This window comes from Pseudomonas sp. EL_65y_Pfl2_R96, from assembly GCF_963970905.1.
Classification (GTDB): Bacteria; Pseudomonadota; Gammaproteobacteria; order Pseudomonadales; family Pseudomonadaceae; genus Aquipseudomonas.
In genome coordinates this window covers 163,086-181,771 of sequence record NZ_CAXAQH010000005.1, presented here as the reverse complement: position 1 = coordinate 181,771, position 18,686 = coordinate 163,086, and the positions used below count along the sequence as shown (strand labels likewise).

Below are 18,686 nucleotides of genomic sequence, written 5' to 3'. Positions count from 1 at the left end.
CGTTACCGCGCTTTACGACGACGGCGACTGATCAGCAGCAACGCCGCCGCCGTGATCGCCACAATAGCGCCTACCTGCACCGGCTTCTTGTAAGGCCGCAACATCGAACGCGTAGCATCGGTGGCCTGGGTTACATAACGTTTGCTGGCGTTCTGAAAGTCGGGATAAGGGCATTGGTGACCGAAGTTCACCGCCCAATCCACGTACGGCCCTTCTTTTACATACCGTTGATAGAAGGCACTTTCCTCTTCAAGGCTGGTGTTCCACCCCGCCGCCGCACACAACACTGCCGCAAAAGCCTGGCTGGTATGAGGCAGATTATCGGCAGCACGACTGGCCAAAGCCGTTGCGACATAACGGTAGTGATAGCGCTCATCGGGTTGAGCGGCGCTGGCTTGCTGACGCAGTACTTCATCTTCAGCCACTAACGGACCGACCTCGAGCTCGCGGCTCTCAAGGCTGTAATTACCACCCAATGTGGCGTAATCCGGCGCCATTTCGTAGCCGAGAAGCTCCATGCCCCATCGGCGTGCCATCCCGGCGGAATTGAACAACGCCGCGGCACGCTTGGTCGGCCACCAGGCAGCGTCCGCCTCCTGACGCAACTGCCCATACGCCTTGGCCTTGTTCTGCAGATCGACGCTGTCGAAGTAAGCCGGTGCTTCGTCATAACGCCCTTCACGCAACAGGCGCCGCCCCAGCAGATTGCGCAGGCTCGCGGCCACTGGCAACGGCACATAATTGTCACGATCCTGCTGACTGAGCGGCGGCGGTGCCGGTACCTGGGTGTCGACGTACTGCTTGAGTTCATCGAGGGTCAGCACCCGCTCGGCAACGGTGGCCGCGTCGTACCAGTAAATGTTTTGGCTGCGATAAAGCTGATCGAAGGCTTGCAGGTAATCCCCGCGTTGCAGGGCGAGGATCGCGCTTTCCCCGTTGACCCGGCACTTGGGCTGCACCGTTTCGTAATCCCAGTCCGGAGTCCTTCGTTCGCCCCAGGACTCGTTCTGCGGGAAGGCCTGGGCTGCCTTGGCGTAGGCCGCGGCGGCAGCGCCTTTGTCGCCCTCACGCAACGCCAGTTTGGCCCGCAGCCACCACGCGAGGCCGCCGTCACCGGCCTGTTCGAGGAAGGCTTTGGCGCTGGCGTAATCGCCCTGTTGATAATTCATCGCCGCCAGGCGATCAGCGTTATCCAGACTGCCACGGGTACTGTTTTGCAGCAGTTTGATCAATTTTTGTTCGTTCGGCGGTTGATCACCGAATGACCAGCCCAGTCGACTGATCAACGACGCCGTCACCAGTTGCTGCACCGCTTTGCCCTTGAGCAACCCGGCCAGTTGATCGTCAGGCATCGCCGCCAGATCGGCCATCAACAGCTTCAGCGAGGTGTAACCCACCGCCGAACCGTGGAGGTTTTGCGTGGCGTAGAGTTCGATGGCGTTGTTCCAGTCGCCAGCGGTGCGGGCCACTCGCGCTTCTTCGCCGAGGCTGGCGACACCCAGTTCCAACGGGGCGCTGAAGCCGTCAATGCTCAACTGACGAGTCTGCTCGAAGGCCTTTCGAGATTGAGCCAGCAGGTCCGGGCCGGCACCTGCTTCTGAACTCATGGCGAACAGTGCCCGCCCCAACGAATAAGCCGCCCAGGTGCTGCGCAACGGGCGTTGATCCGCCGGCAGCGCCAGCACTTTCTGAAAGTATTCGGCGGCCAAACCATGGTCACCGGCGTTGAACGCCACCGCGCCAGCCAGATAGAACGTGAACTCGGTCGGCAGATTCGCGCCTTGCTCTTCTACCTGACGGGCATCAGTCAGGCTGCGCAGCTGTTTCACCCGCGCTTGTTGCTCGGGCGTCAAACCGGCCTGTTCGGCGGTGTCGCGCTGACCGGTGTAATCGGGCGCATCGCCATAACCGTCCCCGGGAATGTTGGTGGCTGCGGTGACATTTTTCAGTCCCGCGATGGCATGCCCGAGGCGGTTGATCTCAAGGTTGAAGTTGCCTTCCGGCAGTTCCGCCAGCGACTGGTCACGGTTGTCCAGCAGGCGCATGGGGAAGTCCGGCCCGCAGGCCAGCACCGAACCCAACGGCAGGCTGAGGCTCAGGCAAAGCACATGGCGGGGCCAGTTACGGGTGAACATTCGAACCTCCTTGATCAATATTTGCGCAGCGTGCCCAACCGATGGCGCGCTGCCCGCCGGCCGGGATTCGACCGTCGCGCAGGCGGGTGAAGGTAAGCAGATCCGGGCGCTGTTGCAACGCATAACCGGCCAGCGCATCGGCACCCTCGCAGCCCCGCACCGCCAACGTCAGGCGTTCGGGCCAGGCACTGTCGAGGTTGCCTTGGTTGCTGACGCTGATGTCGTAGAGGCCGTCCTGCGCCGAGAGCTTCAGCCCCACGCGACTGTCGAGCGTATCGCCACGCGCCACAGCAACCAGCGTCATCAGGCTCCAGGCCCGGCGATCATTGGCTAGGGGCAGGCGAAACCAGATCAGCCCGGCCAGATGGGCCGGCGGATCGGCGCGCAACTCGGCGCCGAGTTTGCTCAGTTGCTGCGGGTCTGCCAGCAATTCCCGGCGTTTGCCGCCCCGCTCGATGGGCACTTCGCTTTCCACAACCGGCGCGCCACCGGCCCCCGGCAACAGCGCCACGCCATAAGCCGGCAGCGCCAGATAAAACGGTTTCGAGGTGATACGGCTCCAGGCCTTGGCCCACTGCCGGGCCTGATCCGGGTCGAACAGCCCACGCCGTGGATCGCTCACCGCATGCACCTGCAAGACGCTGCTGTCGACCGTCGCCAGCAGCGCCGGCAATTCGGGGCTGTCGAGCCAGGCCGGCAACGCGGTGATGCTCAGTGGTAAGGACGCCGGCAGAACCGCGCGCAAATGCGTGAGGAACTCGCGGTAGGCCGGTAGCCGGGCGTTGCCCGCATCGTGGTCGATTTCCACGCCAGTGAGGATCAACCCCTGCCCCTGCCAATCGCTGAGCACCTGCTGGATCTGCGCCGTGACCTCGTCCTGATCCAGCCCCTTGAGCTGGCCATCCAGACGAATCACCGCAATCAGCGGTCGACCATCACGCTTGAGCCGCGCCGGATCGATCCGCGCCCGGCTCCAACCGGCCTGCGGAAACGCCTGCAAGGCCAGCACGCGCAAGCTCGAGAAGTCGGCGCGGCTGTCGCGCAGCGCGGCGTCATGGGCCGACGTCCATTGGCGCTGCCAGACATAGAGTTGCTGATCGAGCGGTGGCGCGTCCGGTCGCTCGCAACCGCTGAGCAACAGCAATGCGGCAAGCAAGGCCGACAGACGAATGAAAAACACAATGAACCCTCATCCTCTGTGGCGAGGGAGCTTGCTCCCGCTCGGCTGCGCAGCAGTCGAAAATGCAGCCAATGTGGTGTGTCTGATGAAATGAGGGGCTGCTTCGCAGCCCAGCGGGAGCAAGCTCCCTCGCCACAATTGATCTATTACGAATTCCCGGCAGCCTACTCAGCCATCGGCTTGCGAGCAATGATCACCTGACTTTTCGCCACGACCGCGTCCAGCGCCCGTTTGATCTGCGCGCCCCGTGGCGAGGACAGAACGGCCTGCCAGGTGTCGGCCCAATGGTTGAGCAACGGGTGGTCGGCGTTGCTGAAATCGACCTTGGCTTCCCAGAACAACAGCATCCACATCGACCAATAGAACCCGTACTGGCTGTGACTGATGACTTCCAGGCCGGCGTCGCTGACCATCGACTTGAACTGCTCTTCGCTGATGATGCGAATGTGGTTGGGCTTTTGGAAATACTCAGGCGCGGCGATGTCTTTTTGCAGGTCTTCGGAACTCGGGTGCGGAACACTGAGCAAATACAGTGCCCCGGGCTTGCCGACCCGCACCAGTTCGGCAAGGAACTGCGCCGGATCGTCGACGTGTTCGATGACTTCGGTGGACACCACCCGGGTCGCGGTCGCGTCGGCAATCGGCAGCGGGTTGCAGTCCGTGACGTGGCACTCGACGCCCCGCGCCGGCGTGTCGCTCAGGCGCTGACGAGTTGCTTCGACCTTGGCCGCGTCAATGTCGGCAATGATGATCTTCGCGCCGCGCATGCCGCAAAAATGCACGTTGCCCCCGTCGCCGCAGCCCACGTCCAACAGCGTGTCCTCGGGGCTGACCGGGAAACCTGTGAACAGCTCGCCGGTTTGCTGGTTGAACCAGCCACTGAGCATCGCGTCGTGCAGACCGAGCATGTACGGGTCGACCTTGTCGGATACCGATGGTGCTGGCGTCAGCGGCTGCGCGGCAGCGGGCGTGCCCGCCGTGAGTTTCTTCAAAAGGCTCAGCATGAGGTGGCTCCAGAGGATGGAAGGGCTGATCGGGACGCACGCAAGCGTTGCACCAGACGGGCACCCCGGTTGCGCATGGGTAGCTCGATGAATCGGTAGTTGAGTTCGCTCAGCAGCACGATCAGGGGCAGGGCGCAAAACAGCGCCAGTGCCGGCTGCGTCGCCACGTCCTGCGAACCGCCAGGCGCGAAACGAAACAAGCCTTCGCGCACGGCAAAAAACGCCGGGATGTGAATCAGGTAGATGCCATAGGACCGGGCGCCCAACCACACCAGTAGTTGTTTGAGCTTGCCCTTGGGCAGCAGGTAATCGCGATTGTAGGAAGCGATCCACACCAGCACCGCGCACAGCAAGGCAAGTGCTCCCGTCCGGTAACTCGCCAGATTGAACGGTGGACTCGCCATCACGCTCAACACCGCCGCCACACCGATCAGCATCAACGGGCCTGCCCAACGGCGGCTCAACAACCGCGGCTCCCAAACCAGATAACTCGGCCTTGAGCTCCACATTGCCAGCAACACGCCCAGTGCCAGGGCGTCGGTCCTGATGCTCATCAACAAGGCCGAGCGCCAGGTAAACAGCTGCACGGCAACCAAGGCCAGCAACACCCATATCAAGCGCTTGCGGCAAGCGAGGATCAGTAACGGCAGCAGCAGGTAGAACTGTTCTTCAAGGGACAGGCTCCAGTAAACGAAGCTGGCGCCGTATTCGAAATTCATGAAACTTTCGGCAAACCGAAAATTGGCAAACTGCAGAAAGCCAGCCAGCGTCGCCTGCAGATTGGCCTGCACCGTGCCAAAGGCGCCCGACTGGTTGAACAACAGCGCACCCGACAACATCAGCAGCAACCACAACCAGGCGGATGGCAACAGACGAAAGGCCCGGCGAACCCAGAAATCGCGGGTTTCCTGCCAAAAGGCCTGCGGTGTCCGGCATCCACGCAGCAGCGGAATCAGGCCACGGGCAATCACAAACCCCGAGATGACGAAAAACAGATCCACGCCCCACCAGAGTTGCCCGTAGTCCATGCCCGACTCGAAGCCCGGCAGCCCCCCCGGAAACGGCACGCTTTGCAGGTGATGCACCACCACGCCAAGCACGGCGATCCCGCGCAACAACTCGATATCGAGGATCCGTCGACTGCTCATGGCAGCGTCCCGGCTTTTGAGCCGCTCGTCATGGGTTTGCGCGCAATGATCACCTGGCTCTTGGGCATGAACTGATCGAGCATCTGCTTGATCGCCAGGCCATCAGGTTGCGCCAGCAGGTCTTGCCAGGTTTTCGCCCAGCTCTCCATCAGCGGCGGATACGGCGCCTGAATCCGATCCCGCACCGCACCGCCCAGGTCGCGCCCGGCCGCGCGCTCGCTGGCCCAGAAGAAGATCATGCCCATCACCCAGAAAAACCCGGTGGCCTGGCGATGTTCGATCACCAGACCGGCGCCCTCCACCAGCGCGGCGAAGCGTTCCGGGGTAAAAATCTGTACGTGATTGGGTGACTGGAAATAGCTGGCCGGCGCGATACCCTGCTGCAAGTGCTCGCCCACCGGTGCCGGCACGCTGAGCAGATACTGCGCACCGGGACGACCCATGCGCACCAGCTCGGCCATGAGCGGCTCGGGCCGGTCGATGTGTTCGAGCACTTCCATGCACACCACTTTGCTCGCGCAACCATCGGCCAGCGGCAACGGCAGGCTATTGCTGACCAGCCCCAGTCCTGGCTTGTCCGTCTGCACTTCCACTTGCCGGGCCAGGTCACGGACCTTGTCGTGTTCACTGTCGGTAAAAATCACCGACGCGCCCTGACGCACCGCAAACAACGTCGCAACGCCTTCGCCGCAACCGACATCCAGCAAGGTGTCGTTCGCGGTGATGGCAAAGCCCTTGAGCAGTTCGCCGCTGTCGCCCGAAAACCAGCCGTCGAGCATGGCGTCGTGCAAGCCGACATCTCGCGGCGACACGTTGCCTTGCGCCACCGGTGCTGGCACAGGCACCGGTTCGGGTTTTGTCGCCGGACGCAGCCAACTCATCAATGCGCGGATCATGCCTCGGGGGTTTCCACGGCGGACGCAGTGCAGGGTTCGAACAGCCGGGCCAAAAATCCTTTCAGTCGCTGTTCAGCGGTTGCCTGGCTGCAGAAGTTCTGCAGGCTGGCCACCGCGTGGGTGGACATCCTTGCATAGCGTTGCGGGTCGTCCCGGGCCACGTCATAGCTGGCCCGATAGGCCGTGCACAACGAGGCCCAACTGGTGATGTAACGCAGGGTGCGAAACGCCTTGCGTGGGTCGTGGGGCCAGGCCGTCAGCTCATCCGTGGAGTCGATGAGGAAAGCATTGTCGGCGTCCAGGTAATCGATCATCGCCGTGGTGCGCGGTGCCACCGCCGGTTTGCCGCACGACATGAATTCCATCAGTGGCAGGCACTGGCCCTCGCCGTAGGACGTGTTCACCACGTAACTCGTGGCCTGCACCAGACACTCGTAGTCCGTATCAGCAAGGTAGCCATAAATCAGCACGATACGGCAGCGGTAGGACTGGTTCTTGTACAAGTGATGAAGAATATCGGTCAGCGCTTCTTCGGCATCGTGGTGAGTCAGTTTGAGCACCAGTGTGGCGTCTTCGACCTCGCGGAAGGTCACGCAGAAGGCACTGAGCATGTCTTCCCAATTCTTGCGCCCGTCGCCGGGGTTGAACACCGACGTGTAGATCACACCGTCGAGCACCAGCGCCTGTTCACGTGCAGGCACCTGAAAGTCGATGCCCTTGCCGGTTCGCAAATGTGCAGGACCAAAGGCCCGCAAATCGAGTTGGCGACTGTCCACGAGCAAGCCTTTGATCTTCAATCGCACTTGATTGGCCAATGGCTGGCGCCGCAACTGCGCACCACGTTCGGCAAAGCGATCCCACACCGGCGCCGGTACCGCGACGATCGGATAGTCGGCGCCCATGGCTTCGCGCACGGCATTGACGGTGTAGCTGGAATGGGTGATTGCCGCACCGCACGCACGCAACACCGTGCGCCAGTCATTACGCGGCTCGCCGGCGAACGGTTCGTTGGGAATGGTGCTGAATTCCCAGGCAAACACCGCCAGGGTCGGACAGGCGAAATGCACAGGCGTGCGATGGGGCGGCGAGAACGACAGGAACACGCAATCTTCGCCACGGGCCAGGCAGTCGAGGTACAGGGCATCGACTTCGGTTTGCGGGTCGCTGACTTCCACCACCCGACCCAGTCGCTCCAGCACCGGCCGATACTCCTTGAGCACGAAGTAGTAGCTGTACTCCGAACGGCCCAGGTTCTGGGCAATGGTGCGCTGGTTGGTTTCCGAATGAATGATGATCAGCATGAGGCGTTATCCGTCACGGCCGTTGCCGGCAGCACGTGCGGCGCCAGCCCGAAAAAGTCCGCCAGGCGCTGTTGCACCGGGGCGAAGGCGCAGTAATCGTGCATGCGCCCGACCGCGGCGTGAGACATGCGCTGGTACTCCAGCGGCTGTTCCCTGGCGATCCGGTAGCTGTTTTCGTAGGCCGTTTTCAACGACCCCCAGTCCGGTCGATAACGCAGGGTACGGTAGATGATGCGGGTGTCCTGGGGCCAGACGGTCAGCTCTTCGCTGGACTTGACCACAAACGCCACGCGCTCATCGATGTAATCCTCCATGGCCGTGTGGTCCGGGGCGATCACCGGTTTGCCGCTGGCCATGAACTCCATCAGCGGCAGGCACAGGCCCTCGCAGCGCGAGGTGTTGACGTAATAACTCGCCGCCTCATAGAGCCGGGCATATTGCGGATCGTCCAGGTAACCGTGCATCACCACCACCCGACAGGCGAACGGCGACAGCTGCGCCAGCAAGGTCATCAGCTCGGCGTAGTAGGACGACAGATCGCTCTGGGTAATCTTCAGCACCAGCGTGGCGTCCTCGGTTTCCCGGAATGCCCAGCAAAATGCGCTGATCAGTTGATGCCAGTTCTTGCGCCCGTCCTTGGGGTTGAACACGGTGACGTAGACCACGCCATCGACCTGTGTTTGAACCTGTTCCGTCGTGTCCGGCAGGTCCACCGGTGCCGGTACATGGGCCGGCACCGACTGCGGACCGGCAATGGCCGGGAGGTATTTTGCGAGCCTGGAGTGAGCCGGAGCGGACAGCAGATCGCGAATCCCTTCCCAGTACCACTGACTCAGAAAATGTGTGCGATGGACCGGTACCTGTTGCGCCTTGCCCAGGTCCAGCACCCACAGGCGCAGGTAGTGCCTGGCGATGACGAAGCGGCGTCTCAGGGTCAGCGGCGGCGGCCGCAAGGCATCGAGTTCGGCCTGCTGCTCCGGGGTCAACGGCGGTGGAATCAGCGAGTCGGCAGACAGTTCGAGCGTGCGGGTATCGAAGATGCAGCCCTTGATGTCGAGGGTCGAACCGGCATTGACCGGTACACTGGTATGTCGGCTACGGATGGCCGCGAAGTTTTCCCACAACGGAGTCGGCAAGACCAACACCGGAAAGTCTTCGCCCATGGCCCGACGGATCGCCCGGGCGGTATGACTGGAGAGCGTGATCACCCGGCCCTGGCGCGCCAGCATGCGGGTCCAGTCCTGCCGTGGATCGTTGTCCCACTGCTCATCGGGAATCGAATCGAACTCCCAGGCCACCACGCAGATCGTCGGGCACTCAAGGTCGTTCGGGGTTTTCTGCGGCGGGGTGAAGGACAGGAACAGGCTGTCTTCGCCGGCGGCAAGCAGTTGCCTGTAGAGGGGGTCGACCTCGGCGGTGGAGGACACCACATGCACCCGCCCGAGGCTTTCGAGCACCGAGCGATAAGCCTTGAGCACGAAGTAATAACTGTATTCGGGACGACCGAGGCTCTGGCTGACGGAGCTGTCGTTGACGTCCGAGTAAAGAATGAAATTCATGGCATTCCACGATGAGGCCGCCATCCCGGCAGCCTCACTCTATGACGGCGAAACCACGGATCGAGTCGGCGTTTGCCCGCCCTCGTCCATCGTCTTCGTGCCCGTCTACGTTCTTGTTTTAGTGGTCAGGTTTCGCGGAGTTTCAGACAACCCTGCCGAACCCCGGGCGATCGTGACGAGGGGCATTCTAAACACATCCATTAAGGGTTCGTGAACCGTCCGGCGAGAATAAATAGGACGGCAAAAACGAGAACTGACCGGTCACGCTGAGAGCTGTTGAAATTGCTGCACAATTGGCACAGATTGGCGACCAAACAACCACAACAACGAACTTCGCCTGTCTTTCGACCCAGTAATCCACCCGGTCTGTCAGACATTTCCGTCAAGCTTGTAGGGAATGGCGAAGTTTTATGATCAAGGGGTTTCGTTGCTTGAAAAAGCGTCTGTTCGTGACGGGTCTGAGTGGATTCGTGGGGCAACACATCCAATCTCGTCTGAAGACTGACGCCTCGGAATGGGACCTGCTGCCTGCCCCTTCCCGGTACGATCTCGCACAGCCAGAAAGCCTTGAAGGCCTATGGCCGGAGATGCCCGATGCGGTCATTCACCTGGCCGGCCAGACCTTCGTTCCCGAAGCCTTCCGTGATCCGGCGCGCACGCTGAACATCAACCTGCTGGGCACCCTCAACCTGCTTCAAGCCCTCAAGGCCCGCGGCTTCAACGGTACCTTCCTGTATGTCAGCTCCGGTGATGTCTATGGCCAGGTCAACGAAACAGATTTGCCCATCACCGAACTCCAACCGCCCTGCCCGCGCAATCCTTATGCGGTGAGCAAACTGTCGGCGGAGTTCTTGAGCCTGCAATGGGGTTTGAGCGAAAGCTGGCCGGTGCTGGTCGCCCGCCCGTTCAACCACATCGGTACCGGGCAGAAGGACAGCTTCGTCATCGCCAGCGCCGCGCGGCAGATCAGCCGGATCAAGCAAGGCCTGCAAGCACCACAACTGGAAGTCGGCGACATCGATGTCACCCGCGACTTCCTCGATGTGGGCGACGTGGTGTCGGCCTACCTGGCGTTACTGGAAAAAGGCACGCCGGGGCAGGTCTACAACATTTGCTCGGGGCGCGAGCAGAGCATTCGCAGTTTGATCGAACAACTGGGGGACCTCGCTCAGGTCGATATGCAACTGATTCAGGATCCGGCGCGTCTTCGTCGCGCGGATCAGCGTCGCGTTTGTGGCAGCCATGCCAAGCTCGCCCAGACCACAGGATGGACGCCTGACATCACAACACAACAATCCCTGCGGGCGATCCTGTCCGACTGGGAGACGCGAGTACGACAAGAATGACAAAAAGTGCACTGATCACAGGGATCACCGGCCAGGACGGCGCGTATCTGGCAAAACTGTTGCTCGATAAGGGTTACAAGGTCCACGGTCTGGTGGCGCGGCGCAGCAGCGATTCGCGTTGGCGGCTGCGCGAGACGGGGATCGAGGGCGATATCGTCTATCTGGACGGCGACATGGCCGATGCCTGCTCGGTGCAGCGCGCGGTGATCAAGTCGGCGCCGGACGAGGTCTATAACCTGGCCGCGCAAAGCTTTGTCGCCGCCTCCTGGGATCAACCGGTGAGCACCGGCATCGTCGACGGCCTGGGCGTGACTCACCTGCTCGAAGCGATCCGCCAGTTCAGTCCGCACACCCGTTTCTATCAAGCGTCCACCAGCGAAATGTTCGGCTTGATTCAGGCCGAGCAGCAGGATGAAAACACACCGTTCTACCCGCGCAGCCCTTACGGTGTGGCCAAGCTCTACGGTCACTGGATCACCGTGAACTACCGCGAAAGCTTCAACCTGCACGCCAGCAGCGGAATCCTGTTCAACCACGAATCACCGCTACGCGGCATCGAGTTCGTGACCCGCAAAGTCACCGACGCCGCCGCCCGCATCAAGCAGGGCAAACAGCAGGAACTGCGCTTGGGCAACATCGACACGAAACGTGATTGGGGGTTCGCCGGCGACTACGTCGAAGCCATGTGGCTGATGCTGCAACAGGACAAGCCTGACGATTACGTGGTCGCCACCGGCGTGACCACCACGGTGCGCGAAATGTGTCGCATCGCCTTTGATCACATCGGCCTCAATTACCGCGACTACGTGAAGATTGACCCGGCCTTCTTCCGCCCGGCCGAAGTCGACGTCCTGCTCGGCAACCCGGCCAAGGCCCGACGTGTACTGGGCTGGAAACCAAAAACCGACCTGGACACCTTGATCCGCATGATGATGGATGCGGACATGAAACGGGTTGCCAAGGAGTAGGTCATGCTGATCCCCGTGATTCTTTCCGGTGGTGCCGGGACCCGTTTGTGGCCGGTGTCTCGTGAAGGCCATCCCAAGCCGTTCATGGTTCTGCCCGATGGTCAGTCGCTGCTGGGCAAAACCTATCGACGTGCGGCCGGTTTGCTCGATGGCTGGGGCGATATCGTCACGGTGACCAACCGCGACTACTACTTCCAGAGCAAGGATCACTATCAGGACGCACGCCTGGAGCGCCATCGCGGGCATTTTCTGCTCGAACCGACGGGTCGCAATACGGCCCCGGCCATCGCGGCGGCGGCCCTTTCGCTACAAGCCCTGCACGGCGACGAAGCGATCATGGTGGTGATGCCTGCCGACCATCTGATCCTCAACGAAGACGCGTTGAAGAGCGCGGTCGAGCACGCCGTGACGCTGGCCAAGGCCGGTCATCTGGTGACGTTCGGCGTCGTGCCGACAGCCCCGGAAACCGGCTTCGGCTACATCGAAACCGGTGTCCCGCTGGACGACAAAGGCGCCGCCAAGGTGCAGCGCTTCGTCGAAAAACCCGACCTGCAAACCGCCACGCATTATCTGGAAAGCGGCAATTTCCTGTGGAATTCGGGGATGTTCTGTTTCTCGATCGCCACGCTGCTGGCCGAGTTGCACCTTCATGCGCCCGAGCTGCTTGAACAGGCTCGGGCCTGCATGGCGGCCAGCGCGCCGCTGGAAACCGGTGGTTGCCTGCAACAGGAGCTTTCGCCGACCCATTTCGCCAGGATCACCGACATCTCCATCGACTACGCCCTGATGGAACGCTCCGACAAAGTGGTTGTGGTGCCGGCCGGCTTCGACTGGAGCGACATCGGATCCTGGGGCGCGGTGGCGGCATTGGTGCCGGCCGATACACAGAACAATCGCGCCAGCGGCGATGCGATCTTCATCGACAGCCGTGACAACTTCGTCCAGAGCGAAGACCGGTTGGTAGCCGCAGTGGGTGTGGATAACCTGATCATCATCGACACCGCCGACGCGGTGCTGGTGGCCCACGTCGACCGCGCCCAGGACGTGCGCCGGGTAGCCCGGCAACTCAAGGACAAAAAGCACGAAGCCTATCGCCTGCATCGCACGGTCAGCCGCCCCTGGGGCACCTACACCGTGCTCGAGGAAGGCCCGCGCTTCAAGATCAAACGTATCGTGGTCAAACCCGGCGCCAAGTTGTCGCTGCAAATGCATCATCACCGCAACGAACACTGGGTGGTGGTCGAAGGAATGGCCAAGGTCACCAACAACGGTGCCGGTTCGCACCTGGTGGCCAAGAACGAGTCGACGTTCATTGCCGCCGGGCACAGGCACCGCCTGGAAAACCCCGGGGTGATCGACCTGGTGATCATTGAAGTGCAAAGCGGCGAATACCTGGGGGAGGACGATATCGTTCGCTTCGAAGACCAATACGGCAGGACGGTTTGAATGCTGCTGTCCCTGTATCGCTCACTGTGGAGCTACCGGGGTTTCATCCTCGGTAGCGTCAAGCGAGAGTTTCAAGCGCGCTATCGCAATTCGCTGTTCGGTGCCCTGTGGACCGTGCTCAACCCGCTGTCGATGATCGTCGTCTATACCGTGATTTTTTCCCACATCATGCGCGCCCGCTTGCCGGGGGTGGATGACGGCATGGCCTACAGCGTCTACCTCTGCGCCGGTCTGCTGACCTGGGGCCTGTTCTCGGAAATCACCCTGCGCAGCCAGAACATGTTTCTGGACAACGCCAACCTGCTGAAGAAAATCAGCTTCCCGAGAATCTGCCTGCCGGTGATCGTGCTGTTCAACGCCGGCATCAACTTCGCGATCATCATCGGACTGTTCCTGGGCTTTCTGCTGATCACCGGCCGCCTGCCGGGCATGGCCCTGCTGGCGTTGCTGCCGCTGATGGCGTTGCAAGTCATCTTCTGCGCCGGGCTGGGGATGATCCTCGGCGTGCTGAACGTGTTCTTTCGTGATGTCGGGCAATTCTTCGGCATCTGTCTGCAATTCTGGTTCTGGCTGACACCGATCGTGTACCCGCTGAACATCCTGCCCGAATGGGTACAGCGGTTGTTGCAACTCAACCCGATGACCAACCTGATTGGCAGCTACCAAAACCTGTTCCTCTACGGCCAATGGCCGGTCTGGAGTTCGCTGCTGCCGATCTTCGTGACGGGTGTGTTGTTCTGCGTGATCGGGCTGCGGCTGTTTCGTCAGCGGGTCGGCGAAATGGTGGATGAACTCTAATGGGGCACATACGCGTGACCGGCCTGGGCAAGGCCTACAAGCAATACCCCACGCGCTGGAGCCGACTGGCCGAGTGGCTGATCCCGTTTTCGCCCATCCGTCATCGCCAGCACTGGGTGCTGCAAGACGTGGCGTTCGAGATCGCTCCCGGTGAAGCGGTGGGCATCGTCGGGGTCAACGGCGCCGGCAAAAGTACCTTGCTGAAGATGATCACCGGCACCACCCAACCCACCTGTGGGCAGATCCAGCTCGAAGGCCGCGTCGCCGCCCTGCTGGAACTGGGCATGGGCTTTCATCCGGATTTTACCGGCCGACAGAACGCGGTCATGGCCGGGCAACTGCTCGGTATGCAGGTTGAAGAAATCGAAACCCTGATGCCGCAAATCGAACACTTCGCGGAAATCGGCGAAGCCATCGATCATCCGGTACGTACCTATTCCAGTGGCATGCAGATGCGCCTGGCGTTCAGCGTGGCCACCGCCCGGCGCCCGGACATCCTGATCGTCGACGAAGCGCTGTCGGTGGGTGACGCCTACTTCCAGCACAAGAGCTTCGACCGCATCCGCAGCTTCCGCAAGGCCGGCACCACGTTACTGATCGTGTCCCACGACCGCTCGGCGATCCAGTCGATCTGCGACTCGGCGATCCTCCTGGAAAACGGCCGCATGGCCATGCACGGCAAGCCCGAAGCCGTCATGGATTACTACAATGCCCTGCTCGCCGAGCGCGAGGGCCAGACGGTGCGCCAGGAAATGCTCGCGGGCGGCCAGGTGCAAACCGTTTCCGGCACGGGTGAAGCCGCAATCCTCAGCGTGCGTCTGCTGGATGAGCGCGAGCGCGCCATCGACGCTGCCGAAGTCGGCCAATCGGTAGTCCTTGAGGTACAGGTCGAAATCCGCCAGGGCATCGAACGACTGGTGCTGGGTTTCATGATCAAGGATCGCCTGGGCCAGGCCATGTACGGCATCAACACCCATCGTCAGGACCTCGCCCTCACTGACCTGCAGGCCGGCGAGCAGGTGACCTACCGCTTTGCTTTCGTCATGGGCCTGGGCAAAGGCAACTATTCCGTGGCCCTGAGCCTGTCGCGGCTGGACTCGCACCTGGACCGCAATTTCGAGTGGCGTGATTATGGTCTGGTGTTCCACGTGATCAACAACCGACACGAAGACTTCATCGGCTGCTCGTGGCTGGGGGCGAAAACCAGCATCACTCGCACAGCCGAATCAACTGTCTCGGAAAACACCCCATGACGCGTCTTCTGGTGGAATGCACCCACGTGTTCCTGCACCCCAAGGTCAATTCGGGCATTCAGCGGGTGGTGCGTAACGTCGTCAATCAGTTGCCTGAAAGCGTCGAGGGCGTTGAGTGCATCCCGGTGGTGATGCTCAAGGGCAAGCTCTACCGGGTATTGAGCCTGGCCCCTTTGGACACACCGCTCTTCAATGGGCTGATGGAGTTCGGTGGGCGTCTGGAACGTTTGGCCCATCGTTTCTGGCAACTGCACCAGCGCCTCGACAAGCGCTGCACATCGCGATGGACCCGACGAGCGCTGTACGCGGCCTACCGCCTCACAACGCTGGCGGGCTTCAGCGTGCCGCTGCGCCTGATCGATTGGATCAACCAATATCAGCTGCCCAACCGTTGCTCGCCGTTGCAGCATCAACCGGGCGATCAGTTAGTGCTGCTGGATTCGTCCTGGCACGCCGACTCCTTCCCATTGATTGAACAACTCAAACGCGAAGGTGTAGGCATTGTCTCGGTGATCTACGACCTGATTCCCCTGACCCACCCGCAGTTCTACGACACGCGACTGGTGCAGATTTTCAACGAATGGTTCGACTGGATCACCCAAACCGCCGACGGCTACGTGGCGATTTCCGCCACCGTACGCGATCAGGTGCGCGAGGAATTGCGTCGTCGAATCGGTCCTGCCAAAGCCGATACAGTGTGGTTCGACTACTTCCACCTGGGCTCTGAGCTGGACCTGCACGAAGAAGCTGCCGCCGTCGAAGCACGCCTGACACGGCTGTTCGATACCCCGGAACCGGTGTTCCTGATGGTCAGCACCATCGAGCCGCGCAAAAACCACGACTACTTGCTGGACGCCTTCGAACTCGCCTGGGCCGCGGGCTCCACCGCCCGTCTGTGCATCGCCGGGTGCATTGGCTGGAAGTGCGATGCCCTGCTCACCCGGGTGCGCAGTCACCCGCAGCTGAACACCCGACTGTTCATGTTTAACGACCTGAGCGACACCAGCCTCGAACATGCCTACTCCCACGCCAGTGCGCTGGTGTTTCCGTCCTACGTCGAAGGCTTCGGCCTGCCTCTGGTGGAAGCCATGCAACGCGGCTTGCCGGCCATGGGCAGCGACATTCCAGTCTTCCGCGAAATAGGCGGCGAGTTCATGGCGTACTTTGATCTGGCCGAGCCACAAAGCCTGGCCGATCTCGTCGCTCGATTCGAGAGCAGCAGGCAATTCCCGGCAGCCCGCAACGTGACGGACTGGCACTGGATCGGCTGGCGTGAGGCGAGTGCGCAAATGGCCGAACGAACCCTGCGCAACCTTGTGCAAACACCTGTGGTGCAAGAGAGGCAACATGCGAATTGCCCTTAACGCCCGAATCCTCCAGGCCCCGCGTACCGGCATCGGCCATTACGTTGCCGAATTGGTGAGCGCCCTGGCCAGCGAGCCGGATGTCGAGTTGTCGCTGTTCCATGGCTGGGGCTGGAGTTCTTCACTACCTGATGCGGCCATGCCGGGTTACTCAAGACTGACGCCGTTGCTACGGCAGATACCCGGTGCGTATCAGGCGCGACGCTGGCTGGCGCAGAAACGTTTCGATCAAGGCTGTTCCCGGGCAATCGACCTTTATCACGAACCCAGCCTGTGGCCGCTGTCGTTCGACGGCCCGACAGTCATCACCCTGCATGACCTGACGCACCTGCACTATCCCGAGACGCAACCACCGGCACGCCTGCGAGAAATCGAGCGGCGACTGGCCGATGGCGTGCAACAGGCGCGGCTGATTCTCACCGACTCGCAGTACATCGCCGACGAAGCCCAGGCCTGTTTCGCCCTGCCGGCCGAGCGTTTTGTGGTCGCACCGCTGGGCGTGGCGACACGTTTCCACCCGCGCGAACCCGAGGTCATCGATGCCGTGCTCAAGGCCCATGGGGTCGAGGCGCGGGAATACTTCCTCTGCGTCGGCACCCTGGAACCACGCAAGAACCTCACGCTGGCCCTGCGCGCCCATGCCCAACTACCGGAAGCGTTGCGTCAGCACTTTCCGCTGCTGATCGTCGGCATGGCTGGCTGGCAGCGCGAGCAATTCAGCGATGAGCTGCACCAGGCATTGGCCAGCGGTCACGTGTGCTTGCTCGGTTATCTGCCTGACGAGCAGGTTGCACAGCTGTTGGCCGGCGCACGGGCGCTGATTTTTCCGTCGCTCTACGAAGGCTTCGGCCTACCCGTGTTGGAGGCCATGGCCAGCGGCACGCCGGTGATCCTGACCCGACGCTCGGCCATGCCCGAGGTCGCAGGCAACGCGGGCAACTACATTGAACCTGACGATCCAGACGGCTTGCGTGATGCCATGCGTCGACTGATCGACGATCACGCACATTGGCAAGCATGCGCGGACGCCGGGTTGCAGCAGGCAAGGCTTTTTTCCTGGGAACGTTGCGCGAAGGTCACCGCCCGCGCCTACCGCCAGGCTATGGGAGGTTGAATGCGAGTGCTTCATTTCTTCAAGACGTACCTGCCTGACTCGGTCGGCGGGATCGAACAAGTGATCTTCCAGTTGTGCGAAAGCGGCGCCCAGCATGGCATTGAAGGTCAGGTGCTGACCCTCAGTGCCGATCCAACACCGCCCGTGGTGCAGCTTGGGCAACACGAAGTCCATCGGGCCAAACTCGACATTCAGTTCGCCTCCACGGGTTTTTCCTACAGTGTCTTCAAACAGTTTCGTGAAATGGCCGCCGAGGCGGACGTGGTCAATTACCACTTCCCGTGGCCGTTCATGGACCTGGTGCATTTCCTCAACGGCATGAACAAACCCAGCGTGGTGACCTACCACTCGGACATCATTCGCCAGAAACACTTGCTCAAACTTTACCGGCCCCTGATGAACCGCTTTCTCGCCAGCGCCGACCGGATCGTCGCCGCGTCCCCCAACTACCTGCACACCAGTGATGTGTTGCAGCAGTTTCAGGACAAGACCCGGGTCATCCCCTATGGCCTGAACAAGGCCGGTTATCCACAGGCCGACAACGAACGCATGGCCCATTGGCGGCAAACGCTTGGGGATAAATTTTTCCTGTTTGTGGGCGTGATGCGTTATTACAAAGGCCTGCACATCCTGCTCGATGCCTTGAAAGGCGTGGATTACCCGGTGGTGATCCTCGGCGCCGGGCCGCTGGAAGCCGAACTGCACGCCCAGGCGGCGGCATTGGGTTTGCGCAATATCCACTTCCTCGGGCGTCTGGGGGATGAAGACAAAGTCGCGCTGCTGCAACTGAGTTACGCCATCGTGTTTCCATCGCACCTGCGCTCCGAGGCGTTCGGCATCTCGTTGCTCGAAGGCGCGATGTACGGCAAACCGATGATCTCCAGCGAAATCGGCACCGGCACCAGCTTCATCAACATTCACAACGAAACCGGGCTGGTGGTGCCGCCAAGTCATCCACAAGCATTCCGTGAAGCCATGCGCACCCTGTGGGACAACCCGACGCTTGCGGCGCAAATGGGCGTGAAGGCTGAAGCCCGTTATCGGCAGTTGTTCACCGCCGACGAAATGGGCCGCAAGTGGACGGCCTTGTATCAGGACCTGCTGGAAGAGAAATCCCTGTCCTACGCATAACTGATTTTTTTGTGGGAGCGGGCTTGCCCGCGATGGCTGAGTG

At 61.4% G+C, this 18,686-nt stretch carries 15 protein-coding genes; 8 read left to right on the top strand and 7 right to left on the bottom strand.

What is annotated here, in order from left to right:
* Positions 1–2: 2 nt before the first annotated feature.
* From AACY49_RS08245 to AACY49_RS08215, 7 genes are all read right to left on the bottom strand, one after another.
* Complete coding sequence (locus AACY49_RS08245) at positions 3–2,135, bottom strand: hypothetical protein (RefSeq protein ID WP_339522894.1); 2,133 nt, start codon at positions 2,133–2,135, stop codon at positions 3–5.
* Positions 2,122–3,318, bottom strand: coding sequence for a DUF3142 domain-containing protein (locus tag AACY49_RS08240; RefSeq protein ID WP_339523018.1), 1,197 nt, complete (start codon positions 3,316–3,318; stop codon positions 2,122–2,124). Before AACY49_RS08240 ends, AACY49_RS08245 begins: the two co-directional genes overlap by 14 nt.
* 161 nt (positions 3,319–3,479) lie before the next feature.
* Positions 3,480–4,319 (bottom strand): class I SAM-dependent methyltransferase, encoded by an 840-nt coding sequence (locus tag AACY49_RS08235; RefSeq protein ID WP_258698290.1) that lies wholly within the window; start codon positions 4,317–4,319, stop codon positions 3,480–3,482.
* Positions 4,313–5,467: an acyltransferase family protein gene (locus AACY49_RS08230; RefSeq protein ID WP_258698291.1), complete on the bottom strand. Its 1,155-nt coding sequence runs from the start codon at positions 5,465–5,467 to the stop codon at positions 4,313–4,315. Before AACY49_RS08230 ends, AACY49_RS08235 begins: the two co-directional genes overlap by 7 nt.
* The gene (locus AACY49_RS08225) at positions 5,464–6,363 is read right to left on the bottom strand and encodes a class I SAM-dependent methyltransferase (RefSeq protein WP_339522891.1); all 900 of its coding nucleotides are present in this window, start codon (positions 6,361–6,363) and stop codon (positions 5,464–5,466) included. The genes AACY49_RS08230 and AACY49_RS08225 overlap by 4 nt, the downstream gene beginning before the upstream one ends.
* Positions 6,360–7,664, bottom strand: a complete 1,305-nt coding sequence (locus tag AACY49_RS08220) for a glycosyltransferase (protein ID WP_339522889.1) — start codon at positions 7,662–7,664, stop codon at positions 6,360–6,362. The genes AACY49_RS08225 and AACY49_RS08220 overlap by 4 nt, the downstream gene beginning before the upstream one ends.
* A complete protein-coding gene (locus AACY49_RS08215; protein ID WP_339522887.1) occupies positions 7,658–9,223 on the bottom strand; it encodes a glycosyltransferase in 1,566 nt (521 codons plus the stop codon). Before AACY49_RS08215 ends, AACY49_RS08220 begins: the two co-directional genes overlap by 7 nt.
* A gap of 431 nt (positions 9,224–9,654) precedes the next feature.
* Between AACY49_RS08215 and AACY49_RS08210 the strand changes: the two genes are divergently transcribed.
* Genes AACY49_RS08210 through AACY49_RS08175 form a run of 8 tightly spaced genes read left to right on the top strand, consistent with a single transcriptional unit; the run spans position 9,655 to position 18,643 of the window.
* Positions 9,655–10,569, top strand: a complete 915-nt coding sequence (locus AACY49_RS08210; RefSeq protein ID WP_258698295.1) for a GDP-mannose 4,6-dehydratase — start codon at positions 9,655–9,657, stop codon at positions 10,567–10,569.
* Complete coding sequence (gmd, locus tag AACY49_RS08205; protein ID WP_258698296.1) at positions 10,566–11,537, top strand: GDP-mannose 4,6-dehydratase; 972 nt, start codon at positions 10,566–10,568, stop codon at positions 11,535–11,537. The genes AACY49_RS08210 and gmd overlap by 4 nt, the downstream gene beginning before the upstream one ends.
* A 3-nt stretch (positions 11,538–11,540) precedes the next feature.
* A complete protein-coding gene (locus tag AACY49_RS08200) occupies positions 11,541–12,983 on the top strand; it encodes a mannose-1-phosphate guanylyltransferase/mannose-6-phosphate isomerase (RefSeq protein WP_339522884.1) in 1,443 nt (480 codons plus the stop codon).
* The gene (locus tag AACY49_RS08195; protein WP_339522882.1) at positions 12,984–13,781 is read left to right on the top strand and encodes an ABC transporter permease; all 798 of its coding nucleotides are present in this window, start codon (positions 12,984–12,986) and stop codon (positions 13,779–13,781) included.
* Entirely contained in the window at positions 13,781–15,034 is a 1,254-nt protein-coding gene (locus tag AACY49_RS08190) for an ABC transporter ATP-binding protein (protein WP_339522881.1), read from the top strand. Before AACY49_RS08195 ends, AACY49_RS08190 begins: the two co-directional genes overlap by 1 nt.
* Positions 15,031–16,398 (top strand): glycosyltransferase family 4 protein, encoded by a 1,368-nt coding sequence (locus AACY49_RS08185; RefSeq protein WP_339522880.1) that lies wholly within the window; start codon positions 15,031–15,033, stop codon positions 16,396–16,398. Before AACY49_RS08190 ends, AACY49_RS08185 begins: the two co-directional genes overlap by 4 nt.
* Positions 16,382–17,512 (top strand): glycosyltransferase family 4 protein, encoded by a 1,131-nt coding sequence (locus tag AACY49_RS08180; RefSeq protein WP_339522879.1) that lies wholly within the window; start codon positions 16,382–16,384, stop codon positions 17,510–17,512. The genes AACY49_RS08185 and AACY49_RS08180 overlap by 17 nt, the downstream gene beginning before the upstream one ends.
* Positions 17,513–18,643 carry a glycosyltransferase family 4 protein gene (locus tag AACY49_RS08175; protein ID WP_339522877.1) on the top strand — a complete coding sequence of 377 codons (1,131 nt, stop codon included), beginning with the start codon at positions 17,513–17,515 and terminating at the stop codon, positions 18,641–18,643.
* Positions 18,644–18,686: the final 43 nt, after the last annotated feature.